Genomic DNA, 26902 nt, shown 5'->3' on the forward strand with positions numbered 1-26902 from the left:
TCTATCCACACCGGGTCGGCCGCCCGCCCATCGATGAGGCGATCGCCGGCCTGATCGAACAGATGGCCACCGAGAACCACACCTGGGGCTACAAAAGGATCCAGGGCGAACTGCTCAAACTCGGCCACCAGGTCGGTGCCTCCACCATCCGGCGGAGCCTGAAGCGGGCACACATACCTCCCGCGCCGGACCGGCACAGCGACACGACCTGGCGGCAGTTCCTGCGCACGCAAGCCTCGACCATACTGGAGTGTGACTTCTTCCACGTCGACTGCGCGCTCACCCTCCAGCGGATCTACGTGTTCTTCGTGCTGGAGGTCGGCACCCGCTACGTCCACGCCCTCGGCACGACAACCAATCCCGACGGCGGGTGGACCACGCAGCAGATCCGCAACCTCGTGATGGACCTCGGTGATCGAGCCGATGAGTTCAGGTTTCTTGTCCGCGACCGTGTCGGCCAGTTCGCGGCCTCGTTCGACGCCGTCCTGGCCGACGTGGGCATCACGCCGGTCAAGATCCCTCCGCGTTGTCCGCGGGCGAACTGCTATGCGGAACGGTTCGTGCTCACCGTCAGAAACGAGGTCACCGATCGCATGTTGATCCTGGGCCAGCGGCATCTGGACGCCGTGCTCGCCGAGTACGTCCGGCACTACAACGGTCGACGCCCACACCGTTCCCGCGAGCTCCGCCCACCCCACCCGACCTACCCGGTGGCAGACCTCAGCTCCCGGCGGATCAAACGACAGCGGCTCCTCGGAGGCCTGATCAACGAGTACGAACGGGCCGCGTAAAACTGCTGGTCAGCACTGGTGAACTACTTTTGAAACCCCACACGCGCCGTTCACACCAGTCCATGACGCTCTGCCCGCATCGGTCTCGGCAGTCGCACTCGGGGCAACGGCCAACGTGCAGCCCACCCGCAGCGTCCACTAGTACGACAACGACAGGTCGTGATGTTGTCTCCGGTGGTGGCTAGCTCGGGCACGGGCCTGGCTAACCAACCGCCACCGTGACCAGTGCAGGATGTGATCGACGGTGTGGGCGGAACGGACCACGACCCGGTTCCATAACCGGCGAACCTCGTTGACCGACAACGGGATCACGGTCTGACCATCGCCAGCAACGGAGCCCCCTTTTCAACGGTTGGCCGTGTGATCACCAGGAACGCCAACGCCGTCATCGACAGCGTGACGTGCCGGTACCACGCCTGGTAACCCCGCGCCTGGTAGTGATCCAGACCGGTCTCGTTCTTCGCCGTCTGGAAACACTCCTCGATCGCCCAGCGGCTGCCCGCGACACGAACCAGCTCCGCCAAGCTGGTATCGGCAGGCCCGAAACACACGTAGTAGGCGATGTCGGTCGGATCGCTGACCGAACGCCGAGCCAGCAGCCAGTGCCCCCAACCCCGCCGGCGCAACGGCCGGATCTCCACCGCCGTCCAGTCCGACACCCGAGGGCCACGAACTCCGTCCCCGCAGCTGAGCCGCTGCCAATCTGCGTCCGCGACGTCCGCAATCATCCGCGCAACCCGGACCTTGGCCAAGTGCATCGACACCACCATCGCCGACTTGGGCACCGCCACCACATGCGGGACGTCCACGGTCTCCAACCACAGCCGGAACTTCGTGTCCTGCCCGTACAACTCGTCGGCGGTCACCCATCCGAACGGCACCTCCGTCGCGAGCGCACGCTCGATCATCCGGCGGGCCAGCACCTGTTTGGTCGCGAACTCCACCTCGTCATCAATGCCAGCCGCCCGGCACCGGTCACGATCATCGGTCCAGTCCTTGGGCAGATACAACTCCCGATCAATCAGCGCACGACCGCGTGGTGAGGCATACGCCAGAAATACCCCGATCTGCGAGTTCTCGATCCGGCCGGCAGTGCCCGAGTACTGCCGTGCGACTCCTGCGGAGTGGGCACCCTTCTTCAGAAAGCCGGTCTCGTCGACGATGAGCACCCCCTGCTCACCGTCACCGATGCGTTCCACAACCGCGGCACGCACGTCGTCACGCAAGCCATCGGCGTCCCACGCGTAGAAGTTCAGCAACCGCTGCATGCCTTCCGGCCCCGCATCCCCGGCGGCCTCGGCCAGCGTCCACCCGTTCTTCCGCTCGATCTCGGCGAGCAATCCCTTGACATACCAGCGCATCCGGCGCCGCGACTCCACTCGGGGGAACCTGCCGGCGAACCGGCCCAGAAACGCCTCGAAGCTCGCCGACCAGTCCGCCACCATCTCCGCCAACACAACAAGATCAACTACCAGAGTCCGGACCTAGATTACAACCTGTCGTTGTCGTACTAGGTCTCGTCTGACGAGGAGTGACACCAATACCGGCGGTGCCGATGGGGTGGACGTGTCCACCGGCTACAGGCCGGCCGCCGTGCGCTGCCTAGTGGCTCGTCTCAGTACGTCGACCCGGTAATTGATCTTCACCAGCGGTAGACCAGGCTGGTCCCGTAGATCGACTGCGGGAGGTGGTTGTGGCTCGTCGACCCGAGGTGTTCGTCCGGGCACTGTCGATGGAGGAAGGCCGCAAGCTGCAGCGAGTGACCCGGACCGCGAAGGACCCGGTCAAGCTACGCCGGGCGATCGTGGTGCTGATGTCCGGCCAGGGCCAGGCCGTCCGGGACATCACCTCGTTGCTGCAGGTCAGCCCCGATTACGTGCGCGATGTGATCCACGCGTTCAACGAACGGGGGTTCGCCGCGCTGGACCCAAAACGGAAAGGGGGACGACCGAGGACGATCGGTGAGCAGATCCGCCAGCGGATCTGCCTGATCGCTCGGACGTCCCCCGCCGACTGGGGCATCACCGCGTACGCGACCTGGTCACTGGCCAAGCTGCGGGAACATTTACTCGACCGCGGCACCGTGGTGGCCATCAGCCGGGAGACGCTGCGCCGGATCCTGCGCGCCGGCGGCGTCTCGTGGCAGACCACGACCACCTGGAAGGCCTCCACGGACCCGGACTTCATCACCAAGATGCACCGGATCCTGGACCTCTACGACCACCCACCCACCGACGGGCGTGTGGTCTGTGTCGACGAGTTCGGGCCGCTGAACCTGCAGCCCCGCAAGGGAAAAGCCTGGCGACCGGTGGGCAGACCGCTGCGTCAGCGGGCCACCTACAACCGCTACGACGGCGTGATGCACATGCTGGCCGCGCTGGACCTGGCCACCGGCAAGATCTTCTACCGTATCCGGGACCGCAAACGCCACCGCGAGTTCCTCGGTCTGCTCAAGGTCCTGCGCGCCCGGTGGCCTGGGGAGAAGTTGTACGTCATCGCGGACAACTTCTCCCCACACCGCCATCCCAGGGTCCGTGCCTGGTGCGCCGACAACCAGGTCGAGTTGGTGTTCCTGCCGACCTACGGGTCCTGGTTGAACTGGATCGAGGCGGAGTTCGCCGCCCTGCGCTACTTCGCCCTCAACGGCACTGATCACCGCAGCCACGCCGAGCAGAACGCCGCGATCGAGGCCTACATCCGCTGGCGCAACGCCCGCGCCCGACCCAAGACCGGGTTCGCCACCGACTCACCGATCAGGACCTGGACCCATTACCCGCCCAAGGTTGCATGACACGCCACTAGACGAATTGGCCGTCATTGGTCCGCTACGGCGGTCGCGGCCTATCCCTGGACGGGCAACGCCGGCCGCCGTCATTCACGCCGTCAGCGGCGACGCGGGAGGCGCGCTGCCTAGAATCACCCGAATGGGGTGGAGCAAAACCGTGACCCTATTTCGCGCGGATCATGGTCGTGCTCCAGTTTTGCTCCAGTTACGTCATCCACTGTCCACTTGGGACGGAAAATGAAGATCGCCCCCAAACCCAGTTTCCTCAGGTCAGAGGGCGTATCCCAATAATTCAACAATTGTGGAGCTGAGGGGACTCGAACCCCTGACCCTCACACTGCCAGTGTGGCGCGCAACCACTGTAGACAGTTCCTCCGACCTGCGGAAATAGAGAACCGCCACGTCAAACCCGTTGCGGTCACTGCACTTGAGTGCCGTACAGTGCGGTTCGATGCAGGTTCAACACACATCCCTGCTCCAGTTTTGCTCCAGACGATCCAGTGTGAAACGCATGAAACCCCTTGTGTCACAGCACACCCGGTCGCGACCTCGACGGGACTCAGGACGTGTTTGTATACGATGGCTTCATCAACCATCCAGGCAAGATCAGCGGTGCTGCGCGAGGGTGTCGTGCGATGGACGAGCAGTTGCGCGACGCGTCGTGGGCTTGGGGGATGTAACACCGGAACCGTGCGCCTCGTCCAGGAGAAAACCCGTGAACGCTGCCGAACCCCATGCCGTCGAGGCTCACGTCCTGGCGGTCCCGGCGGGGACACGGTGGACCACGCCGCCGCTCAGGCCTCCATGCAGCTGGGCGACCTCGCCGATGCCGTGCAACGCTGAGCCGGCGACCATCACGGCGAGGCCGACCAACAGCAGGCGCCGCTTGCCGTGCATGTCCTCCAGGCGCCCCACCATCAGGGCCGAGCTGACCGGTCGCTGCTGATCGTGAGCCAGCGGCATCTGCACGCCGTACTCGCCGAATACGTCAGGCATTACAGCGGCCGACGGCCTCATCGTTCCCGCGGGCTCCTCCCGCCTCGGCTGATCCACCCGGTGACGAACCTCAGCGCCTGGTGGATCACGCGACTGCGACTCCTCGGAGGTCTGATCAACGTGTACGAATGGGCCACGGAAAGCTACTGGTCAGCGCCGGTGGTTGACGTGTGAACCCCACAGCCTGCACAAGGCCAGACCCGCCCCGTAAATCCGTCAACTGTGAACGTGCAACGGGGTGAGCCTTTCTGCCGTCCGCGCGGTAGTTGGTAGCGAGAAGCCGACGGCCGTCGCCGCGCGTGCGGGTTCAATTGCCGGACCGCGACAGTTCCGCAAGGGGAATCAGTGTTCGGAAAAACTAGGACGCCCTGGTCCCGCGGGATGCGGCTGACCGCGGTGATCGGCGGCCTCGTGTTGGCCGCCGGATCGGCCGTGGGCATCGCCGTCGCCGCCGGCGCCGGCGATTCGTTCGCCGCGACCGGCGACTCGCCCGAGATGAAGAGCGTGCAGGCATTGCTGGCCAAGGCGCGGAAGCCGGGTTCGGACAAGATCGGACCGTTCGCCAACGACTTCATCGACATCAAGAAGGTCAAGCCCAACCGCAACGCCAACGTCGGCGGCGCGAGCGGCTCCTTCACCGAGGACTGCGGCACCAACCAGAACAACCACCACAACTCCGACAACTTCATCGTCACGCCCGGCGTCGACCACGGCGCCCTGCACGTGCACGACTACGTCGGCAACCGGACCACGACGGCCCGCTCCAACGACCGCAGCCTCGCGGCCGGCGGCACCACCTGCGCCAACGGCGACAAGTCGACCTTCTTCTGGCCGGTCATCCGGGTCAAGCAGGAGGCCAACGGCAAGAACAACAACCAGCAGGGCCCGGACAAGGGCAACATCGGCCGGCTGGTCGAGCCCAACCAGGTGACGATCAAGTTCACCAGCGGCGGCGCCGGCAAGGTGACCGCGGCCCCGCAGTTCCTGCGCGGCATCATGGGTGACGCCAAGGAGGTCACCAACGGCGCCGCCAACGCCAAGGCCACCTGGACCTGCACCGGCTTCGAGAACCGGGTCACCAACAAGTACCCGGTCTGCCCGCAGGGCAGCGCCGTCGAGCGGATCATGGACTTCCCGTCCTGCTGGGACGGCAAGAACACCGACTCGGCCAACCACCGCACGCACCTGGTGTTCCCCAAGAACAACGGGCAGTGCCCCAAGGGCACCAAGGCCGTGCCGGCCCTGCAGTACACCCTGGTCTACAACTCGGTGCCCAACGGCTCGGTGTTCGCGGTCGACGGCTTCGACGGCCAGCTGCACAACCCGGCCACCGACCACGCCGACTGGGAGAACGTGATGAACTCCCAGCAGATGAACGGCGTCGTCAGCTGCATCAACAGCGGTCAGCAGTGCGTGAACCAGCCCCAAGGCGGCGGCAAGGGTGGCAACGCCGGCGCTGGCGGCAACAACAACGGCGGTACGACCGGTGGCGGCCAGGGCGGCAATAACGGGGGTGGCACCACCACCACTCTCACCACCACCGCCGCTAGCACCACCACCACTCTCACCACCACCGCCGCTAGCACCACCACCGCTCGCGGCAACGCCGGTGGTGGCAGCACCAGCGGTGGCAAGGGCGGCAGCGGCAGTGGCACCGGAGACAGCGGCGGGCCGGCGTCCAGCCAGCGTGTGATCCAATCCGACGCGCCTGTCCAGGCGCCGGCTGTCTCGAACCGTGCGGCCACGACCGAGGGCGACGGCGACCTGTCCCAGCATTCACCCCAGATCGAGCCGGCCCAGGGCACAGATCTGGCGACGGCGTCACCGGGGACGAACACCGACCCCACCGAGCCGGCCCAGGACACGGACCCAACGACGGCGCCATCGCCAACCACCGACCCGGCACAGGGCGCGGTGACGGCGTCGCCGACATCGACCACCGACTACGGCCAACAGCCGGCGACCGACTACGGCCAGCAACAGGCGCAGCAGGGCGCACAGACCGAGACGGCTGCGTCCACCTCGACCGACAACCGACCGAATACAGTCATGGTCCTGGGCGGGGTGCTGCTGATCGTGGTGCTGGCAGTCGGCGCGGTGACGATCATCCGCAGGGCTCGCGGATTCAGCACGACGAAGGGCGGCGGTCGATGAAGGGAGGCATGCTCGCTCTGTGCTCCTGAGCGACTCGCGACGTGAAACTCGCACACGTGATCTCTCCACAGAAGATCTGTAGTCAAGAACGCGTCCAACACAGCGGCCCAGCAGCAAGAGAGTGTCGCGGTGGCCAAACGCACGGAGGCCGACGCGCAGCACGCGGCCGCAGCGGCAGCGGTGGCCGAGGTCGACGCGCAGGCGAAGCAGGACACGGCCGCCACTCCCAGATGGGAGCTATTGTCAATACCTGTGGATCAAGATCGTTTAAGCGGCTGATGACGGGGACTGGTCCTCGGGGCGTTCGACGAGCTTGCCGTTGACGAAGACCGCGCCAGCCCGGACCAGCGCGACCAGGTGAGGTGCGTTCACGGCGCGCCAGCGGGCCTGGGCCGACTCGATCAGCTTGAACGCCATCGCCAGACCAGCCGCGCGGGACCCCGGCCCCTTGGTGACCTTCGTGCGGTGGCGCACCGTCGCGAACGTCGCCTCGATCGGATTCGTGGTGCGCAAGTGAATCCAGTGCTGCTCCGGGTAGTCGTAGAACGCGAGCAGCACCTCCACGTCGTCGGTGATCTTCGCGACGGCCTTGGGGAACTTCGCCCCGTAAGCGGCCTGGAACGCCGCCACCGCGTCGAGAGCGTGCCGGCGGTCCTCGGCGTTCCAGATCTCCGCGAGGGCCTTCTTCGCCCCAGGATGGGCGCATTTCGGCAGTGCCGCAAGGACATTTGCGATTTTGTGAAGCTGTAAAAGATCAACTTGTCGGTGTGTCGGTTCCCGCCGGGCTCGGTGCGGACGCCGCGGCGAGGAGTTCGGCGGCCGTGCGGTAGCGAATAGACGCGGGAGACAGGAGACATCCGTCGCGTTCAAACAGCGGTCGGGTCTCGCGGACAACAGCAGCAACGGCCGATCGGGTCACGTCGCCGAGCGCGTCGGCCAAGACATCCAATGTGGACAGTTTCCTGAGATACAACACGGTGAGCAGAACGCGTTCGTTGTTGCTGATCTTCTGAGGGAAGACACCGCCGCGGGCGCCCGGTTGGCGAGGCCCACCGCGTCGCTGGTGGGCCAACCGCTCGGCGTGAGCGGCCTGCCGCGCCGCGAGCCGCTCGGTCAGCTTGCGCAACTCGTCCCGGCCCATCCCGGTCAGGGCCGGAGCGGACAGCGTCTCGATGATCCCGGATCGCGCAGGACGAAGATCGGTCTCCAGGAAGCCGAGCAGGTCGCGGGCGGCGCCGAAGCGGACTGACGCGATCCCCGGGCTGTGACTGTGGTCCTCGAGGACCTCGCGGGTTTCCCGGACAAGATCGCCGATACAGACGCCAGTGACCTCCAGCAGGTCCGCGAGCACGTTCATCGAGCAGACCTGCCGCTGGTAGATCAGGGTGATCAGCAGGCGAGCGGCATCGTCGAATAATGGCTTACTGCCACGGAGTTTGCCGGTGGCCCGCCGGGCGCGGCCGCCGCGTTGTTCGCTGTAGCGCTGGTGTGCCCGGGCAGCTTGGGCTGGGGCCACCGTTGTGGACAACTGGTCGAGTTCGGAGCTGCTCAGCCCGGTCAGCCGGGGGTCGGCCAGCTGAGTGAGCATGGCCAGACGACGACCGGCCGGCCCATCCTGCTCGCCGACGGGAACCACCTCGGTGGAGCACGAGAGGGGCTGCGGGTGCAGGGTGTAGTTCCAGGTGCCGTGCGTGGTGTGCCGCCGCAGCGGCAGAGCGTCGAAGCGTTCCTTGCTGATCGCGACGCCGGTCGGGTAGTCGCCGGTGTCCAGCGCCGCTTCGACCCGTAGCCCGGTGTGAGTGCGGGTCGCCTCGATGGTCTTGACCACGACCTCGTGGCTGGTCAGTGGGCGGCCACGCCAGTTGAGGGTGATGTGGGAGAACAGACGGTGCTCGATCTTGTTCCACTTACTTGTTCCTGGAGGGAAGTGGCAGACCGTGATCGCCAGCCCAGTCTCGGCGGCCAGGACGGCCAGCTCGCTCTTCCACACGCGGTAGCGGTAGCCGTTGGAGCCGCCCGCATCGGCGGTGATCAGCAGGCGTGTGGCTCGTGGGTAGTCGAGGCTGCCGCGCGCTTTCCACCAACGGCGAATGGATTCGACCGCGAACATTGCAGTGTCGTGGTCGACCCCGACGTTGACCCACCCGGTGTTGCGTGCGATGTCGTAGACCCCGTACGGGATGGCCTGCTCCACGTCCGGACCACTGAAGAAGAAGTGATGGTCCTCGACCTCGATCGGCTCGCCGGTCGGCCGCCACTCCCGCCCGGCCATCGGCAGCCGCCCCAACTGTTCCCGCTTCTTGGTGTCCACGCTGATCACCGGCTCGATGTCGGCTTGATGGTCGGTAACCTGGTCGTTGATGTAGCGGAACTGAGCATCTCGGTCCGGATGCTGCGTGCCTTCCAGCGTCTTGGTGTTGGCCTGCAAGCTGAACCCGGCTGCTCTCAGCAACCGACCTACAGTCGGCGCGGACACGGGGTGGCCCTGCCGGGTCAACTCGTCAGCCAAGTGCCGTAACGATTTCGTCGTCCACCGCAACGGCGATTCCGGGTCACCGCGCTCATCCGGCTCGACCAAGCCCAACAGAGCCTTCAGCACCCCGGAATCATGTTCCTCGGTCCGCTCACGACCGCCGCCCGCAGCGCGGATCCGACCGTCGGGCAACGGATCCTCACCGGCTTCCAGTTCCACGATGCCGCGGCGGACGGTGGTCTCGCTCATTCCCGCCACGTGGGCCACGGTGCGCACTCCGCCGTGGCCGAGCAGTCGTGCCTCGGTGGCGGCGGCTAGCCGCCGCTGGCGCTCGTTCAGATGCGGCAGTAGCGCCGCGAACCGGCACCCAAGCTGGGCCAGGACCTCCTCCGTGATCGCCATACCATGCCAACGACACCAAGATCAAAAAGCAACGCCTTGATCTTTTACGGCTTCTGTGGAACCAGCACCGCTGCGCGCGGGTAGCGGGGAACACCTCGCGTAAGGCACCCCAGAACCCGAGCGCGCCGTCACCGGCGGCCAGCACCGGCGCGCCCATCCCGCGCCGTTTGCAGTCCCGCAGCAGATCCGCCCACGACTCCACCGACTCCCGGTAGCCGTCGGCCAGCGCCACCAACTCCTTACGGCCGTCGGCGCGGACGCCGATCATCACCAGCAGACAGAGTTTGTGCTCTTCGAGGCGAATGTTGACGTGGATGCCGTCCGCCCACAGGTACACGTAGTCCACATCGGACAGATCTCGTTCGGCGAAGGCGCGCTGGTCGGTCTTCCACTGCTCGGTCAGCTTCGTGATCACCGGCGCGGACAGCCCGGCGGCCGAGCCGAGGAACTGCCCCAGCGCGGGCACGAAATCCCCGCTGGACAGGCCGTGCAGGTACAGCAGCGGCAGCACCTCGGTGACCTTCGGGGTCTTGCGCGCCCATGCGGGCAGGATCGCCGAGGAGAACCGCTTGCGCTCGCCTGTGTCGGGGTCGACGCGTTTGTCATTGACCCGCGGCGCGGTCACCTCGACCGCGCCGGCGCTGGTGAGTACCTCGCGGGGCTGGTGGTGGCCGTTGCGCACGACCAGGCGGTGCCCTTGCTCGTCGCGGTCCTCGGCGAACGCGGCGATGTAGGCGTCGACCTCGGCTTTGAGAGCCTCGGCCAGCATCCGCCGGGCGCCTTCGCGGACGATCTCGTCGATCAAGGCCGGCGAGCTGGGCGTCGGGCGGGCGTTGTCGCCGGCGTCGGGGTCAGGGACTACGGTGAGCATGGGCGTGCCTTCCCAACCGACGCGCCAACGTCGGCTTGTTTGAGACCTCTACTCGATCACCGGGAAGGTACGCCCTTCACCGGCCGATCCACAGGTCTCAAGCATTGCTCCTTCGCGGTCTCCAACGACTCGGCGTTCCACTGGTCGACCGCTCTGTCCAAGGTCATGGGCTGCAACCCCGCCAGCAGCTCGTCCTGCCCGACCGCCATCAACAGCAAGGGCTACAACGACGGGCTGATCTACTACGACCCGAACTACGCCAGCAACCACAACCAGAACCTGTACCCGACCAAACGGTTCTACACGCTCGGCCAGTACAGCAAATTCGTACGCCCGGGTCCGTTCGCTACCCGGTGACCGGCGCGCCGAGCGGCGTGCAGGTCACGGCGACATCGCTGGACGGCAACTGGACGCTCGTCGTCAACAACCTCAACGCCAGTGCCCAGACCGTGAGCGTGCGACTGCCGTCCAGCGGCGCCTCGGCGACCATGGCGTACCGCACCAGCGCCAGCGAGAACATGGCCGCTATCGGGCTACCGCCGATGTCCGCGGGCACCGCCTCCCTCAACCTGCCAGCACAAAGCATCACCACATACGTCTTCCACGCCGGCTAAACCATGTCGTGGACTGCTCCTCGCCGGAATCCACCAAGGAGCAGTCCACGGGCCGATGCGATCAAGAAAGCCGCGCGAGCAGGATCAGGTACATCGCGTTGCGTCCAGGGTCGGCCTGGTAGCAGTAGTTCCCGGTCGGGATCACGGTCCGCTCGTCGACCTGCCGCAGATGAGCAATGACCGCGGCACGCGGATCAGGGTTGGACTGGCCGACGACCATCCGTTGATGCGGGTCCGGTTTCGTCTGCTCGTCGACGCCTGGTCGTGCTGGCGTACCAAACCGGCCTGGTCGGGCGAGGCCCCACCCAGTGATCACGGCCGGGGCGAAGGCGGCGGTCGGCTCGTTGAGCCCGAGTGTCTCCCCACCGAACCGATGGGCGGCGGTCATGCCGATTCGCGCAGCACCAACTCCGTGTCGAGCACGGCCTGCCGGTGCTCCACCACCGTGCCGTCGATGAGTGCGACGAGCTCACGTGCGGCCCGCGCGCCAACCTCCTCGACCGGTTGCCCCACGGTCGTCAGCGGCGGATCCGTCGTCCGCGCGATCGAAGCGTTGTCGAAACCGATCACGGCGACGTCGTCGGGCACCCGACGCCCAGTTCGCCGCAGCGCCCGCAACACGCCGACCGCCATCAGGTCGGAGGCCACGAAGATCGCGTCCACGTCGGGCCGCCGGTCCAACAGCCGCAGTGCCGCGTGTTCCCCCGACAGCAGGCGGAAATCGCCGTGTGCCACCAGGCCCGGATCGAAGCCATCGGTGTCGGTGAGCGCGTCGCGGAAGCCGGCGAGCCGGTCCACCCCGGCGGTCATGTCCTTCGGTCCGGCGACGGTGGCGATGCGGGTCCGGCCGGTCCCGACCAGGTGACGGACGGCGAGACCCGCCCCGCCGTGATTGTCGGCGTCCACATAGGAGTAGCGGTCCGGATCGGCGCACACCGGCCGGCCGACACCGACCACCGGGACATCAATCCGCCTCAGTGCTGGCGCATGCCGCGCGTGCATGCTCACGATGAGCACGCCGTCGACGTGCTCACCCCGTAAGTGACCGATCGCCGGGAACTTGCCGTTGCGGACCGGTTCCATTGTCAGCAGCACGGAGTGGTGATCGGCCGCAGCCAGTTCGCGATTGATGCCCCACAGAATCCGGCCGAAATACGGGTCGGCGAACAGCCGTCCCCCATCCTCGCACACCGTCACGGCGACCAGGCCGGTGCGCCGGGGTGCGCTCCGGCCGGCTCGCTGCCGGACGTAGCCGAGCCGGCGCACCGCCTGCACCACCTGTTGGCGCGTCTCCGGCCGGACGTGGTTGAAACCGCTGAGCACACGGGATGCCGTCGCCAGCGAGACGCCGGCGGCATGGGCCACGTCCGCCAGCGTCGGTCGAACATCGGTCAGGTTGAGCACAGCAGTGTCCACCTCTCGGCCGATCAGGACGAGGTGGCCAGGCCGGCCCGGGCGAAAAGCAGGGATTTTCGCATGAACAGGGACCTTCCGAGCGTCGTTGCGCGGTTGCTCGACGGGAATGGCTCACGGAGTCCTTTCGACGGATCCGCGTGACCACTCCGGTGGCGCAGTGTCAAGCGATCGCACTGTGGCACGGGGATTGCGAGCCGGTCAAGAACCGACCCCGATGCCGCCGGCCGGTCTAGACCAACATATGCTCATCCACCCTGGGTTCGATGAATTCGACGGGCGCACGGGCTGTCGAATATTCGACATACAGGCAACCCTACGAGGTAACACGTCATACCGAGCCGATGACTATCCATGGACCGAAGCTGAGGTCATCTCATCGGCATAGCGACGGGTCGACACGTCGTGTCGACGCGGAAGCCGCACGGGGGCTGCAGCCTCCTCGATGGTTGTAACTTTCACCAACCCGCGGCCGCCACGGCACGCGCGTCGTCGACGGTGTCGAAATCTGGCCGCCACCACTGAACACCGGCCACAATGGCCACGCTCGCACGCCACCGGCTGGCGCCGAACCGCCTTGCGTCCCGTCGACCAGCGGGCCTTGCGCGTTGAAACGTTTTTGCGGCGGCTCACACCGACGGTAACCTCCTCCGCACGTGTCGCCCGGACTCACCGGACTCCGTCGCGCGATTGCGCAGTCCACACCGGACACCACAGGAGAAGTCCATGTCTCTCAACCGTCACGCGATCCTCATGGCCGGCGTGACCGCGGCCGTGCTGCTCCCCGCCCCGCTCGCCACGGCCGCACCACAGGCCCTGCCCCCGCACTGCTCCGGAACCGGACCGATCAAGTGCCACTTCGACGTCTCGCCGGGCAACTACGACGTCACGGTAGGACTCGGCAGTATCACGAAGGCGGCCAACACCTCCATGTCGGTCGAGGCACGCCGGCAGATCCTGACCGCCGTCGCGACGGCCGCAGGCAAGGTCGTTCCCACCACGGTCACCGTGAACGTGCGCACTCCGGAGGGGCAACCCACCGGTCAGGGCGGCACCGGAACCCCGGGCCTGGACATCGTCTTCGGCGGCAGCGCGCCCGCGATCAAATCCGTGACCGTGACCAAGGCCAATGCCCCACTGGCGGCCTATCTGGCCGGTGACTCAACCGTCTGCGATCAGCCGACCGCCCCCTACACGGGGTGGGGTCAGGTCCTGCCGACCGACGTGCGCAGCGGCGCCGTCGTCGCGAACTACGCGGACTCCGGCGAGAGCTCCGGCAGCTTCCTGGCCAACAAGGCGTTGTTCCCGACGCTCAAGGCCCTGGTCAAGAGCAAGGACCTGGTGTTCATCCAGTTCGGGCACAACGACAAGGACACGTCGGAAAGCGCTTTCCGTAGTAACCTGGCCGCGATGGTCAACGGCGTGCGCGAGCGCGGCGGCATCCCGGTGCTCGTGACGCCGCCGGTGCGGCGGTTGTTCAACGGCAACACGCTCACCCCGACCGCGTTGCACGTCAACAACAAGGGCGTCGACCTGCCGGCGGTGATCCGCGCGCTCGGCAAGAGCGCGGACGTGCCGGTGATCGACCTGACGGCCAAGAGCAAGGCCCTGGTACAGGGCCTTGGCCCGGCCGGCTCACAGAAGATCTACCTCAGCAAGGCCGCCGACGGCGTCAGCGACAACACGCACTTCTCCCAGTACGGCGCGACGCAGATGGCCGACCTTGTGGTGCAGGGCGTTCGCGAGCTGAACCTGTCGCTGACCGCCTACCTGCGCTGACGGTCGACACCGCAAAGGAGCGGTTATGACTATCCGCGGCATAGCATGGACAATCGTCGCCTGTGCGCTGGCTTGCCTGGTGTTGACACCGGTTGGGGCCGCCCCGGTCACGGCCGCCGTCAACCGGCAGCGCACGGTCAGTGACTTCGATGCAGGCTGGCTGTTCCACTACGGCGACGCGAGCGGCGCCAACGCGACCACCTACCCCGACAGCGACTGGCGCAAGGTCAGCGTCCCGCACGACTGGAGCATCGAGGGCCCGAACCCGCCGGCGAACCCGTTCGCCAAATCAGCCCCGAGCACGGGGCACGGCGGCTACCTGCCCTCGGGAATCAGCTTGTACCGCAGGCACCTCTCCCTCGCCGGGATACCCGGCACCCGCAAGGTGTTCGTCGAGTTCGACGGCGTCATGGCCGACGCGAGCGTCTACGTCAACGGCAAGCTCATCGGCACCCACCCGTACGGCTACACCAGTTTCCGCTATGACAACACAGCCGTGGCGAACCTCGGCGCCGACAACGTGATCGCCGTCAAGACCGACACCAGCCAGCAACCGGCGTCCCGGTACTACACCGGCGCCGGAATCTACCGCGACGTCCGCCTCATCGCGACGGACCCGGTGCACGTCGATCAATGGGCCACCTACGTCACCACGCCGAACGCTACCGGCGTCCACGCGCAGACCACGGTGGTCAACAGCGGCAGTTCGGTGGCGAGCGTCAGCGTGCTGGGCGTGCTCTCGTTGGCCACCAACGTCATCGTCGGCGGCACGGCGGTTGACGACGACATCACCCCGGTCGGCATCCGCACCCTGACCTTCAGCCCCTCGGCGGGGATGAAGCTGAACGGCAAGTCCGTGAAGTTCCAGGGTGTCGCCCTGCACCAGGACTTCCACGGACTGGGCATGGCCGCCCCGCAACGGGCCGTACAGCGGCGACTGGCCGAGCTCAAGGCGCTCGGCGTGAACGCCATCCGCACCGCGCACGACCCGCCGAGTCCGGCCTTCCTCGAACTCACCGACCGGATGGGTTTCCTGGTCCTGGACGAGTTCTTCGACGTCTGGACCCAGCACAAGTATTCCGACGTCGGCGACTACGCGACGTACTTCAACCGGACCGCCTCCTCCCCCACGGGCACGCCGGCCGTGCCCGGCGCGACCGGCTCGACGCCGTGGTACCAGGTCGACGCCACCAGCATCGTCGCGCGCGACCGCAACCACCCCAGCGTGGCGATGTGGAGTGCCGGCAACGAGATCCGCGACTCGATCTCGACGCGGACACCGCTGTTGAGCAAGATGGTGTCGATCTCGCACGCCCTGGATCCGAGCCGGCCCGTCACCCAGGCGCTGTTCCGGCCCGGCGACAGCGGTGACGTCACCGGCGCCACCCGGACCACCCTCGACGTCTTCGGCGGCAACTACCGGCCCGACGAGGTCATCAAGGCCATGGGCATGTCGCCGGCGCGGCCGGGGCTGTTCACGGAGATGGGCACCGACACGTCGGCGTGGACGACGGTGAAGAACAACCCCGGCGTCACCGGCCTGTTCATCTGGACCGGCGCGGCCTACCTCGGCGAGGCGGACGGCTTGTGGCCCAACGTCGAGACCAGCTTCGGCCTGATGGACGCGGTCGGGACGGTGCGACCGATCGGGTACTCGTGGCAGACCACCTGGGGCGCGCCCCGGACGTCACCGCCGCCGACCGGCAGCACGCCGAACCGGGTACTGCTCTCACCCGACCACGGCACGGTGTCGACCGACGGCAACGACATCTCGTACGTCAAGGCGACCGTCGCCGACAGCTCCGGCCGGGTCGTGACCAGCTCCGCTGCCCCGATCACGTTCAGCATCAGCGGACCAGGCGTGATCGTGGCCGTCGACAGCGGCAGCCAGGCGCAGGAAAGCTTCCGCGGCAACACGAGGAAGGCGTACCAGGGCGTCGCGTACGCACTGGTCCGGGCCACCGGCGCGGGCACCATCACGGTGACCGCGAGCGCCAACGGGCTGACGCTGGGCAAGACCACCCTGACCGGCACCACGGCCCCGTTCGTGCCGTGCTCGGGCAGTTGCGACTGATGGAGGAGCTCATGAAGCGTTCCCTGCTGTTCTCCGCGGTCACGGCGATCGCGGTCACCGTCGTCGGCAGTGCGGCGGCCGTGGGCAGCCCGGCGGCCGGCAAGACGTACTACGTCGCCCCGAGCGGCAACGACAGCGCCGCGGGGACACAAACCGCGCCCTGGGCGTCGATCGCCCACGCCCAGGCCGTCGTGCAAGCCGGCGACACGGTCTACTTCCGGGGCGGCACCTACGCCTATTCACGGGCCAACAGCGGCTGCAAGAGCGAGACCGACCGGGTCGACGCGATCACCCTGAGCCGCAGCGGCAGTTCCGGCAACCTGATCAAATACGTGGCCTATCCCGGTGAGAAGCCCGTCTTCGACTTCTCCCGGGTCAAGGACAACTGCCGCATCAAGGGCTTCGACGTCACCGGCGACTGGATCCACATCAAGGGCCTGGAAGTCACGGGCGTTCCGCAGAACAACAACCTCAACCACGAGTCGTGGGGCATCTGGGTGTCCGGCAGCGACAACGTCTTCGAACTGATCAACGCCCACCACAACATGGGGCCCGGCCTGTTCATCCAGGACGGCGGCGGCAACGTCGTGCTGAACTCCGACTCGCACGACAACTACGACCCGCACACCTCCAACGGGGCCGGCGAGAGCGCCGACGGCTTCGGCGCGCACATCTCGGCCAACCATCCGGGCAACGTGTTCCGCGGCTGCCGCGCCTGGAACAACTCCGACGACGGGTTCGACCTGATCAACGCCTTCTCGTCGGTGACCATCGAGAACTCCTGGGCCTGGCACAACGGCTACATCCCGGGCACGAACACCTCGTCCGGCAACGGCAACGGCTTCAAGATGGGCGGCTACGGCGGCAAGTACGTCTCGAACGGCGCCAAGCACACCATCCGGAACTCGGTGGCGTTCAACAACAAGGCGTCCGGTTTCTACGCCAACCACCACACGCTGGCCAACGACTACTTCAACAACACCAGCTACGGCAACCACCCCGACTTCAACATGCTCGGCGTGAACAGCAGCGGCGCGGCCGTCGGCCTGGGCAACCTGCGCAACAACATCGCCTACACCGGCACCCTGTTGTCGAACATGTCCGGCACCAGCGCCTCGTACAACTCCTGGAACCTGGGCGTCTCCCTGTCCGACGCCCAGTTCCGCAGCGTGTCGACGTCCGGTTGGGACGCGCCCCGGCAGGCCGACGGCAGCCTGCCCGTGCTGCCCAACTTCCGCCTCGCCGCCACCAGCGGCCTCATCGACAAGGGCACGAACGTCGGCCTGCCGTACAACGGGCGGGCGCCGGACCTCGGCGCCTTCGAGTCCTGATCCCCCTGCCAGACAAGGAGCTCACCGTGAACGACAAGCCCGAGACCCAACTGGGGCGGCGCAGCCTGCTGCTCGGCGCGGCCGCCGGCGCCGGCGCGCTCGTGCTCGGCACCAGCGCCCTGCCCCGGGCGCTGGCCGCCGCCGCGCCGGCCGCTCCCGCCGCGACCACCTTCTTCAAGGCCGTCGACATCAGCTGGGCGCCGCAGATGCAGGCCCACGGCTACAGCTGGAAGAACGCCAGCGGGCAGAGCCAGGACCTGCTGACCATTCTCAAGGGTTACGGCATCAGCGCGGTCCGGCTGCGCACGTTCGTCAACCCCAGCGGCGACCCCGCCAACGGCCACTGCAGCATCGCCGAGGTGGCGGCGTTCGCGAAAAAGATCAAGGACGCCGGCATGTCGATCATGCTGGACTACATGTTCGGCGACACCTGGAACTCCGTCGGCGTGCAGAACCCGCCCGGGGCCTGGAAGAACATGAGCTACAGCCAGATGCTCTCGGCGATGAACAGCTACGTCAACCAGAGCATGAACGTCATGAAGAGCAACGACGTGCTGCCCACCTGGGTGCAGATCGGCAACGAGATCAACAGCGGCATCTGCCACCCCGTCGGCAGCGTCTCCAACCCGGGCCAGATGACCGGCCTGCTCAACGCCGCGTACAACCAGGTCAAGCAGGTGTCGCCGAGCACGACCGTGTGCATCCACTTGGCCCAGCCGCAGAAGTACGACTCGATGCAGACGTTCTTCAGCCGCTACTCCGGCAACGGCGGCAAGTGGGACATGTCCGTGTTCTCCTCCTACGGCAGCGCCAGCCTGGCCGGCGGCATCGTCGGCAACATGAAGAAGATCTCCGACGCCTACCACAAGCCGTTCATGCAGACCGAGTTCGGCGGACCCGTGAGCAAGGTCTCCGCCACCGAGTCCGCGCTGGTGGCCTACCTCAAGGCGCTCAAGAGCAACGGCGGGCAGGGCCTGTTCTACTGGGAGCCCGAGTGCATGTCGCCGTTCACCGGCTACGGCAACGGCGCCTGGAACTCCTCGACCCGCCAGCCCACCGCGATCATGGACGGGTTCAAGCAGGTATGAGCACGATGACCAGGTTCGGGACGCGGGTGGCCGTGCTGCTGGCGGTCGGTCTCGTCGTGACGCAAGGCGCTGCCAGCGCCCGGCCCGCGCAGACCGCCGTCAAGGCGTCCGGGATCACCGCTACCGTGAACACCGACGGCAGCTACCAGATCCGCACCCGGCAGCCCGCCGACTGGACGTTCAGCGGGACCGTCGGCCACCCGCTGACCAGCCGGAGCAACACCGCCGGGAGCGACTCCATCGGCGGGTACCAGCAGGTGACCTTCGGCTACACCGACGGCGTGCCGCGCACCGCCAGCATCCGGGTGTACCAGAACGCGCCGGTCGTGCTCTTCAGCGCGACCAACCAGTCCGCCGCGGCCAACAGCGCCGCGGCGACGTTCCCGGCGCTGACCACGCCCGCGCTGCCGTACCGGGAGTCGTTCCAGCACAAGCAGTTCTCGCCGTACCAGTTCAACGGCTCGCTGGCGCCGGACAGCCCGCTGGTGAGCTTCGACGGCCACGACAACGGGTTTCTGGTGTCCGCCGCGGACAACTTCGCGGTGGCCAACCTGACCCGGGGCGCCAACACCGTGGCCAACGGGATCACCTCCGGCGTGACGACCCTGCCGGCCGGGTTCACCCATCGCACGATGCTGGTCGCCGGTCAGGGCATCAACGCAACGTTCACCACCTGGGGCTCGGCACTGACGGCGTTGGGCGGCAAGCGGCCCATCCCCAACGACGCCGGCGTCACGCTGAACAACCTGGGTTACTGGACGGACAACGGCGCGAGCTACTACTACAAGTACGACACCTCGAAGGGTTATGCGGGCACGCTGACCGCCGTGGCCAAGGACTTCGCCTCCCGTGGTGTCCCGCTGGGCTATCTCCAGCTGGACAGCTGGTGGTATCCGAAGGGGTCGTCGAACAGCTGGCAGGGCAACGGGACCGACCGCGGCGGCGAGTATCGCTACCAGGCGGCGCCGGAGTTGTTCCTGAACGGCCTGGCCGCGTTCCAGAAGCAGCTCGGACTGCCGCTGGTCACCCACGCGCGGTGGATCGACGCCGCCAGTCCGTATCGGCAGCAGTACACGATGTCCGGCGACGTGGTGACCGATCCGGCGTTCTGGAACAGCACCATGAACTACCTCGCCGACGCCGGCGTGGCGACGTACGAGCAGGACTGGTTGTCGTCGGGCGCGCAGCCCCGGTACAACCTCACCGATCCCGACGCGTTCACGGGCAACATGGCCAACTCGGCGGCGGCGAAGAACGTCAGCGTGCAGTACTGCATGGCGTTGCCGTGGAACAACCTGCAGAGCACGCGCTACCAGAACGTCCAGACCGCGCGGGTCAACGAGGACCGGTTCGAACGATCGAAGTGGGACACGTTCTTGTTCGGCTCGCGGCTGGCCGGCGCGCTCGGCGAGTGGCCGTGGAGCGACGTGTTCCTGAGCAACGAGACCAGCAACCTGCTGTTGGCCACGCTGTCCGGCGGCATGGTCGGCGTCGGGGACGCGATCGGCAAGGAGAACACGACGAACCTGCTGCACAGCGTCCGGTCGGACGGTGTGATCGTCAAGCCGGACGTGCCGATCGTGCCCGTGGACTCGGTCTATCCGGCGATGGCCCAAGGTGGCACGCCGCCGATGGTCGCCGTCACGCACAGCGACCACAATGGACTGCGGGACGGGTACTTCTTCGCCTACGCCCGTAACGGCGGCTCGCAGTCGGTCAGCTTCCGCCCCAACGACCACGGCATCGCCGGTGCGTCCTATGTGTACAACTACTTCACCGGGTCCGGCCGGCTGATGTCGGCCGGTGCGACATTCACCGACACAGTCGACGCCAACGGCTCGTACTACGTGGCCGCGCCGGTCGGCCCGTCCGGTATCGCGTTCCTCGGTGACGCCGGCAAGTTCGTGTCGTTGGGCGGCAAGCGCATCACCCAGCTGTCCGACAGCGGGACCGTGCGGGCCACCGTCAGCTTCGCGGCGAACGAGAAGTCGGTGACGCTGCACGGTTACGCCCCGAGCGCGCCGACGGCCACCGGTGGCACGGTCGGCGCGGTGCACTACGACCCGGCGACCCACCTGTTCACGGTGACCGTCACGCCGGGAGCCGACCACAGCGCCGTCATCATGCTCACTCACTAGGAAAGGCCGCCGATGCCGTTCCCGAGACGAACCTTCCTGGCCGGCACCGGCGCGACGGCCGCGGCCGCCGGGCTAGGTGTGCCGTCGGCCGCGACACCGACCACACCATCGGCGGACCTGCACTGGATGGACGGCCCGCCGCCGGCCCCGTCAGGCACGGCGGTTCCCGTGCCGGTCGACGAGATCCCGACCCGGGGCACCTCGAACCCGGCCGGCGACTTCGCCACGTTCGCCACCAACGATTTCGCCCAGCGCACGCTGGCCTACATCGCCTTACTCGCCATCGCCCCCCAGGAGGCCCCGTGATCACCCCGCTCGTCAGCGCCGTGGCCCTTGTGTCCGTGCTCACCACCTCCCCCGCCGCCACCTCGTATTCCTTCAACGTCCCGCCCGGCGACTACGACGTCACCGTCACCCTGGGCAGCGGCACCGCCGCCGCGCAGACCGGCATCCAGATGGAAGCGCGCCGCACGATGCTCGCCCCGGTCAGCACCCGCGCCGGCGAGCTCCGCCAAGAGATGCTGTCGGTGAACGTGCGCAACCCGGAGAGCATGCCCACCGGCGAAGAAGGAACCGGCACCCCGGGGCTGCAGGTCCGCCTCACCGGCGGCCACCCGGCCGCGACCAAAGTGACCGTGACACCGGCCCGTCACCCCCGTCTGTTCGTGGTCGGCGACTCCACCGCCTCGGACTGGCTCAACGGCCCCAAACGCGGCTGGGCCCAGGAGCTGCCCCAGCTGCTGCGCCCCGGCATCGTGGTGGCCAACTACGCCGACTCCGGCGAGAGCACCGGCAGCTGGCTGAGCAACCCCAAGCTGTTCGCCACCGTGCAACCCCTGATCAGGCCGGGCGACGAGGTCCTGATTCAACTGGCGCACAATGACAAGACCACGACCGAAGCCACGTTCCGGGCCAACCTGCGCAAGCTCGTCGACGGCGTGAAGCAACGCGGCGGCACGCCGGTCCTGGTCACCCCGCCAGTGCGGCACCTGTTCGACTCGCACGGCGAACTCACGCCGACCGGCCTGATCGTCAACAACCTCGGCGTCGACCTGCCCGCGGTGATCCGCTCCCTGGCCGGCGAGCTGCACCTGCCGCTGATCGACCTCACCGCGCGCAGCCAGGCCCTGCTGGAGCGGTTGGGCGAAGCTGCTTCCTGGCCGCTGTACCTGACCGTCGCCCACGACGGCGTGCAGGACGCTGCGCACTTCTCCGAGTACGGGGCGACGGTCATGGCCGGTCTCGTCACGCGCGGCATCGCCGACGCCCACCTACCCGCCGCCGCCTTCCTGCGCTGACCGAGAGAAAGGAAATATCCATGACTTCACAAGCACGGAAGATCAGATCCATTTTACTTGCCGTCACGCTGACGGTTGCCGCATCCGCGTCCGGCTTGGCACACCAGGCTTCGGCCACAACCACGCCACGGTCGAGCGCTTCGCAGATCGTTGCCGACATGGGTGCGGGCTGGAACCTGGGCAACCAGCTGGAAGCCAACGCCAACGGATATCCAAGCGAAACAGCGTGGGGCCAGCCAACCGTAACACAAGCCCTAATCGACAAAGTAAAGGCGGCAGGGTTCAAGACGATACGAATCCCGGTCTCCTATCTGAAGAACATTGGCCCCGGTCCAGATTACACGATCAACACTGCGTGGCTGAACCGAATCCAGCAAGTCGTCAACTATGCTTATAACCGCGGCCTGCATGTGCTGATCAACATGCATGGCGACGGCTACAAGACCGTCAACGGCTCCTGGCTGATCTGCGACTCGACCGCCCAGGCGACGATCAGGGCCACGTACCAGAAGGTCTGGCAACAAATTGCCTACAGGTTCCAGAACTACGACCAACGCCTGATCCTGGAGTCCATGAACGAAGAGTTCGACGGGCAATACGGCCGTCCGACCCAGCCGTGCTACTCGAACATCAATGCTTACGACCAGATCTTCGTGGACACCGTGCGGAAGACCGGCGGAAACAACAGTTCGCGATGGCTGCTCATCGCCGGCTGGAACACCAACATCGATTACACCGCAGGGAACTACGGCTTCACGCTGCCCGCCGACCAGTACCGATCCCCCTCCATTCCCAGCGGTGAACAGCGTATCATGATCTCCGTTCACTACTACGCCCCCTGGGACTTCGCCGGAGACCAAAGCGGCACCATCACGCAATGGGGACGGGGAGCGACGAATCCATCAAAGAAGTCCACCTGGGGACAGGAGGACTACCTGGATGCGCAGCTGAAATCGATGCACGACAAATTTGTCACGAAGGGATATCCGGTAGTTGTCGGCGAATACGGTTCGATCGACAAGTCGTCGTTCGACTCGTCGAACAACAGGTATCGTGCCGACTTTGCGCGCGCTGTCGTGGCCACCGCCAAGAAATATGGGGCGGCCACCGTCTACTGGGACGACGGCGGAAACGGAAGGTACGGGTTCGGGCTGTTCGACCGAAGGTCCGACACGGTGACCCACCAGAGCATCATCGACGCCATCATGAGCGGCGTCGGCGGTAGTTGAGCGCGCCGCACGGATCGACCATGGTGGAATGCGCTTCCCAGGCCGCGAAACGGGAACGCGTTAGATCGACCTCGCCACCACAGTGCGGCGAAGTCGGAGAGGCCGGGCCCGTAGTCCACGGGCCCGGCCTCTCCGACTTCTCGTTTCGAGCACAGCCGCCAGGACGTGTTTCCCACCGCTGGTTTCGTAGCGCCGACCGCTGCCAACCCGCTGCACCGGGAACGCTGTTCAGCGCCAACGACTCCTCGGCGCTGAACGTCGACGTCCGGGCCACGGCTGACCAGCCCCGCGGTGCCAGGTGTTCACCCGAGAACCGGGGCGAGCCGGGCCGCGATCTTCTGGTTGCCGGCGTCACTGGGATGGATGCCGTCCATGGTGTCGGTGGCCGTGTTGATCCAGCCCTCGGTGTCGATGTACCGCACCTTGCCGTCACCGGCCTTGTTTCGGGCGGTGACAGCGGCCTTCGTCTCGTTGACATAGTACTTGCGGAAGGTTTCCATCGCGTAGATGGTGGTGTTCGGGTACTTCGCGCGGAGCCGCTCCAGCAGGGTGATGTACGCGTTCTGGAACTGGGCGCCGGACACCTTGTGCGTCTGGTCGTTGGTGCCGAGGTTGATCACGACGTCGCTGGCCTGGTAACGGGAGAAGTCCCAGTCCGGCGTGCTGGTCTCCATGCCGGTCTTGAGGAACCGGTCCCGCATGCCGATGCACCCGTCGGAGGTCGGGTAGAGGCAGACGCTGGGGCGGGCGATCTCGGTGTGCGCGGCGTGCAGTTTCTCCGCGGTCACCCAGCCGTACGCGGTCAGCGCCTCCTTGGACGTGTGGTAGCCCGCCGTGATCGAGTCGCCGATGAACTCGATGATCCGGGACGGCACGCTCGGCGCCACGGTGTGCGCGCCGGAGTCCAGGATCACGCCCTGGAAGACACCGTCGCCGTGGTAGGAACCCGAGACCTGACGGTAGGCCACCCGCAGCGTGTGCGTGCCAGCGGGCAACCGGGTCGAGGTCAGGTTCACTGTCCCGTGGACGTTCGGGTGCGACGCCCACGCGCCGCCGTCGATGCTGGTGTACAGGTCGACGCTGTTGCGCTGGCGCAGTTTCACCGTGGTGCCGGTGAAACCGAGCACTACGTACGCGCCGGCCCACTCGGACACGTACGTGCCCGGCGTACTGGTGTCCCAGCGCCCGAAGTACCTGATGTTGGAGTCCGTGGGTGAGCCGTCACCGGTGGCGGCCGAGGCCGGCTGAGCGGCCGCGGTCATCGCGGCCACGAGCGCCACCGCGAGCGTCACGGCTCGCGACTTCGTGTTGAGCGGCATGGTCTTCTCACTTCTGCTCAAGGGGACAGTTCAGCGCGTGCGGAGGAGATTACTGACGGCGCGACAAAACCGCGTCGACGTCGAAGCTCGCCGGCACAAGCGGATGCGACGCCCTCGGCGTCGGATGCCCATGCGGGCATGGGCATCCATGCCGGTGGCCAGTGGTTGCGGCGGGACCGACACGCAATCCGTGTGACCGCAGACATGTGCGTCATCGGCCGAAGTGGACACAGCTCCACGCTGAAAGTTTCAGTTGGATCCACGGGGTCTCAGCGAATTCGGCGTGGCAGCTCGAGACGATGGCGTCGGCCCGGCGACCTATTCCGGGTGTGAGCGGGCCTGAAACCCCTGGTGTGAAGCATATCTGCGCTCAAGGCATCGCCGCGTGCCACCATCCCGAGGTCAAGGCAGGCAAGTGGTCACCAGGCACGTTCTCGAGCGACGGACCTCAAGCCTTGAAATGATCTCGGAGACGGGATTGGATGCCCTCAGGTCAGGTAAGCGCTTTCCAGCACTGCCCGCCTCGCCACCGGCGCCCCACACACACACACACCGTGACGCCGAGGCCATCGACAGCAGAGGACGTGAAATGCCAAGGAAGACACCCATCCGGAGGATCCTTTCGCTACTTCTCCCCATGATCGCCACCCTGACGTTCCTCGGCAACGCCACCGCCGCAAGCGCCGCCACCCCGGCGGCACAGGACGCCACCGCATCGACGGTCCAGAACGACGTCTTCTGGAAGGACACGACCGGCAACCCGATCTACTCCCAGGGCGGCGGGGTGCTGAAGGTCGGCGCCACGTACTACTGGTACGGCGCAAAGTACAACGGGGCGGTCACCTACTACAACAACCCCGCCAAGGGCAAGAACGGCGACACCTCCTTCAGCGCCATCACCATCTACTCCTCCACCGACCTGGCCCACTGGAAGTTCGAGGGCAACGCGCTGACCACCTCGGACATCGGCGGCGGCTGGGTCGGCCGGATAGGCGTGGCCCACAACCCCACCACCGGCAAGTACGTGCTGATCTCCCAACTCAACAGCGAACTCGTGTTCGCCACGAGCAGCACACCCAACGGCCACTTCACCAAGGCAGGCACCCAGTCCAACATCGCCAACGTCAGCACCGGCATGTCCGGCGACCAGTCGCTGTTCACCGACGACGACGGCAAGGCCTACCTGGCCTTCAGCAACAAGAGCGGCCGCTCCCACCTGTATGTCGCCCCGCTGCGCACCTCCGACTTCCTGCACGTCGACACGGCCGTGAACATCGCCAACAGCTCCTCGGGCGGCCGCGAGGGCAACATCATGTTCAAGCACGACGGCACCTACTACTTCTGTTCCTCGGATCTGCACGGCTGGAACGCCTCCCACACGTACTGCATCACCTCGTCGAACATCTCCAGCGGCTACTCCTCCGAGTTCGTGCTACAGGGCACGGACGCCGACTTCTCGCACGTGACCCAGACCGGTCTCGCGTTCACCGTGACCGGCTCGGCGGGCTCGTTCGTCATGTTCGGCGGCGACCGCTGGAGCGACTTCGCCGGCAACGGCCTCGGCTACAACGACTGGCTGCCGATCACCTTCAACGGCAAGACACCGGTCTTCCATTCGCTGAGCCAGTGGAACGTCGATGCGGCCTCGGGGACGTGGTCGGTCGGCAGCGGCAACAACTACGTGCTGAATCCGAGCGCCGAGGCCGACCGGGTCGCGCAGACCACGCTGGCCGGCTGGACGAACTCCGGCACCGCGAACGGCAACCACCTCGGCGGCCACACGGGCCGCTGGGCGCTGTCGCAGCGTTCCTCCTCCGCCTACAACGCCAGCATGTACCAGAACATCTCGCTGCCCAACGGCACCTACACGCTGTCAGCCTGGGTCCAGAGCAGCGGCGGACAGAAGGCGGCGAACATCTTCGCCAAGAACTTCGGCGCAAGCGAGCTGGACCACTCGATCAACCAGTCGATCGGCAGCTGGACGGAGGTCAGCATTACCGGCATCACCGTCACCACCGGGTCGATCCAGGTCGGAGTGTCATCCGAGGCGAACGCGAACAACTGGGTGAACGTCGACGACTTCAGCCTGGTCCGAGCCGGCTAGACGACGGACCGTCCGATCACGACACCGCCAACCCCCTGCCACG

General features: G+C 66.6%; 20 protein-coding genes, 1 tRNA gene and 2 pseudogenes. 13 read left to right on the top strand and 10 right to left on the bottom strand.

From position 1 onward, the window contains the following. Window positions 1-62: 62 nt before the first annotated feature. On the top strand, window positions 63-791 hold the full coding sequence (locus tag BJ998_RS12970) for an integrase core domain-containing protein (RefSeq protein ID WP_184861515.1): 729 nt from the start codon (window positions 63-65) through the stop codon (window positions 789-791). A gap of 308 nt (window positions 792-1099) precedes the next feature. Here the strand turns inward: BJ998_RS12970 and BJ998_RS12975 are convergent, their stop codons facing one another. Further along, window positions 1100-2236, bottom strand: coding sequence for an IS701 family transposase (locus BJ998_RS12975; protein WP_425558971.1), 1137 nt, complete (start codon window positions 2234-2236; stop codon window positions 1100-1102). A gap of 248 nt (window positions 2237-2484) precedes the next feature. Here BJ998_RS12975 and BJ998_RS12980 point away from each other — a divergent pair, with 248 nt between their 5' ends. Beyond that, window positions 2485-3582, top strand: coding sequence for an IS630 family transposase (locus BJ998_RS12980; protein WP_312890078.1), 1098 nt, complete (start codon window positions 2485-2487; stop codon window positions 3580-3582). A 296-nt stretch (window positions 3583-3878) separates the two neighbouring features. Here BJ998_RS12980 and BJ998_RS12985 read toward each other — a convergent pair. After that, window positions 3879-3949 (bottom strand) — tRNA-Ser (locus BJ998_RS12985). A gap of 374 nt (window positions 3950-4323) precedes the next feature. After that, entirely contained in the window at window positions 4324-4572 is a 249-nt protein-coding gene (locus BJ998_RS12990) for a hypothetical protein (RefSeq protein WP_184869228.1), read from the bottom strand. A 381-nt stretch (window positions 4573-4953) separates the two neighbouring features. Here BJ998_RS12990 and BJ998_RS12995 point away from each other — a divergent pair, with 381 nt between their 5' ends. Continuing rightward, entirely contained in the window at window positions 4954-6726 is a 1773-nt protein-coding gene (locus BJ998_RS12995; RefSeq protein WP_184861517.1) for a DUF1996 domain-containing protein, read from the top strand. A 267-nt stretch (window positions 6727-6993) separates the two neighbouring features. Here BJ998_RS12995 and BJ998_RS13000 read toward each other — a convergent pair. From BJ998_RS13000 to BJ998_RS13010, 3 genes and pseudogenes are all read right to left on the bottom strand, one after another. Beyond that, window positions 6994-7467 (bottom strand): annotated as a pseudogene (locus BJ998_RS13000) (transposase); the annotation flags it as partial. Between the two features lie 13 nt (window positions 7468-7480). Next, window positions 7481-9601, bottom strand: coding sequence for an ISAzo13 family transposase (locus BJ998_RS13005; RefSeq protein ID WP_184861519.1), 2121 nt, complete (start codon window positions 9599-9601; stop codon window positions 7481-7483). Between the two features lie 52 nt (window positions 9602-9653). After that, a pseudogene (locus BJ998_RS13010) lies at window positions 9654-10472 on the bottom strand (IS256 family transposase); the annotation flags it as partial. A 165-nt stretch (window positions 10473-10637) separates the two neighbouring features. On the opposite strand from BJ998_RS13010, the gene BJ998_RS13015 reads away from it, so the two are divergent. Continuing rightward, the gene (locus BJ998_RS13015; protein ID WP_184861521.1) at window positions 10638-10829 is read left to right on the top strand and encodes a hypothetical protein; all 192 of its coding nucleotides are present in this window, start codon (window positions 10638-10640) and stop codon (window positions 10827-10829) included. Here BJ998_RS13015 and BJ998_RS47425 read toward each other — a convergent pair. The 3 genes from BJ998_RS47425 to BJ998_RS13030 form a co-directional block, all read right to left on the bottom strand. Next, a complete protein-coding gene (locus BJ998_RS47425; protein WP_246488581.1) occupies window positions 10819-11028 on the bottom strand; it encodes a hypothetical protein in 210 nt (69 codons plus the stop codon). The genes BJ998_RS13015 and BJ998_RS47425 overlap by 11 nt on opposite strands. 119 nt (window positions 11029-11147) lie before the next feature. Then, window positions 11148-11474: a hypothetical protein gene (locus BJ998_RS13025; RefSeq protein ID WP_184861525.1), complete on the bottom strand. Its 327-nt coding sequence runs from the start codon at window positions 11472-11474 to the stop codon at window positions 11148-11150. After that, window positions 11471-12502, bottom strand: a complete 1032-nt coding sequence (locus tag BJ998_RS13030) for a LacI family DNA-binding transcriptional regulator (protein WP_312890079.1) — start codon at window positions 12500-12502, stop codon at window positions 11471-11473. The genes BJ998_RS13025 and BJ998_RS13030 overlap by 4 nt, the downstream gene beginning before the upstream one ends. 723 nt (window positions 12503-13225) lie before the next feature. On the opposite strand from BJ998_RS13030, the gene BJ998_RS13035 reads away from it, so the two are divergent. The 8 genes from BJ998_RS13035 (at window position 13226) to BJ998_RS13070 (ending at window position 23436) form a co-directional block, all read left to right on the top strand. Further along, a complete protein-coding gene (locus BJ998_RS13035) occupies window positions 13226-14278 on the top strand; it encodes a rhamnogalacturonan acetylesterase (RefSeq protein WP_184861527.1) in 1053 nt (350 codons plus the stop codon). Between the two features lie 79 nt (window positions 14279-14357). Then, entirely contained in the window at window positions 14358-16352 is a 1995-nt protein-coding gene (locus BJ998_RS13040; RefSeq protein WP_312890080.1) for a glycoside hydrolase family 2 TIM barrel-domain containing protein, read from the top strand. Window positions 16353-16363: 11 nt separating this feature from the next. After that, window positions 16364-17683, top strand: coding sequence for a right-handed parallel beta-helix repeat-containing protein (locus BJ998_RS13045; RefSeq protein WP_184861530.1), 1320 nt, complete (start codon window positions 16364-16366; stop codon window positions 17681-17683). Between the two features lie 26 nt (window positions 17684-17709). Beyond that, window positions 17710-18771, top strand: coding sequence for a glycosyl hydrolase 53 family protein (locus BJ998_RS13050; RefSeq protein ID WP_312890081.1), 1062 nt, complete (start codon window positions 17710-17712; stop codon window positions 18769-18771). Window positions 18772-18776: 5 nt separating this feature from the next. Then, complete coding sequence (locus tag BJ998_RS13055) at window positions 18777-20909, top strand: hypothetical protein (protein ID WP_184861533.1); 2133 nt, start codon at window positions 18777-18779, stop codon at window positions 20907-20909. A gap of 12 nt (window positions 20910-20921) precedes the next feature. Then, entirely contained in the window at window positions 20922-21215 is a 294-nt protein-coding gene (locus BJ998_RS13060) for a twin-arginine translocation signal domain-containing protein (protein WP_184861534.1), read from the top strand. After that, window positions 21212-22207: a rhamnogalacturonan acetylesterase gene (locus BJ998_RS47430; protein ID WP_184861536.1), complete on the top strand. Its 996-nt coding sequence runs from the start codon at window positions 21212-21214 to the stop codon at window positions 22205-22207. Before BJ998_RS13060 ends, BJ998_RS47430 begins: the two co-directional genes overlap by 4 nt. 20 nt (window positions 22208-22227) lie before the next feature. Continuing rightward, window positions 22228-23436, top strand: a complete 1209-nt coding sequence (locus BJ998_RS13070; RefSeq protein ID WP_184861538.1) for a glycoside hydrolase family 5 protein — start codon at window positions 22228-22230, stop codon at window positions 23434-23436. Between the two features lie 302 nt (window positions 23437-23738). On the opposite strand, the gene BJ998_RS13075 is transcribed toward BJ998_RS13070, so the two are convergent. After that, entirely contained in the window at window positions 23739-24776 is a 1038-nt protein-coding gene (locus BJ998_RS13075; protein ID WP_246488582.1) for an SGNH/GDSL hydrolase family protein, read from the bottom strand. A gap of 616 nt (window positions 24777-25392) precedes the next feature. On the opposite strand from BJ998_RS13075, the gene BJ998_RS13080 reads away from it, so the two are divergent. Continuing rightward, on the top strand, window positions 25393-26859 hold the full coding sequence (locus BJ998_RS13080) for a family 43 glycosylhydrolase (protein WP_184861541.1): 1467 nt from the start codon (window positions 25393-25395) through the stop codon (window positions 26857-26859). The last annotated feature ends 43 nt before the right edge of the window (window positions 26860-26902 follow it).

The organism is Kutzneria kofuensis (assembly GCF_014203355.1).
Lineage (GTDB): Bacteria > Actinomycetota > Actinomycetes > Mycobacteriales > Pseudonocardiaceae > Kutzneria > Kutzneria kofuensis.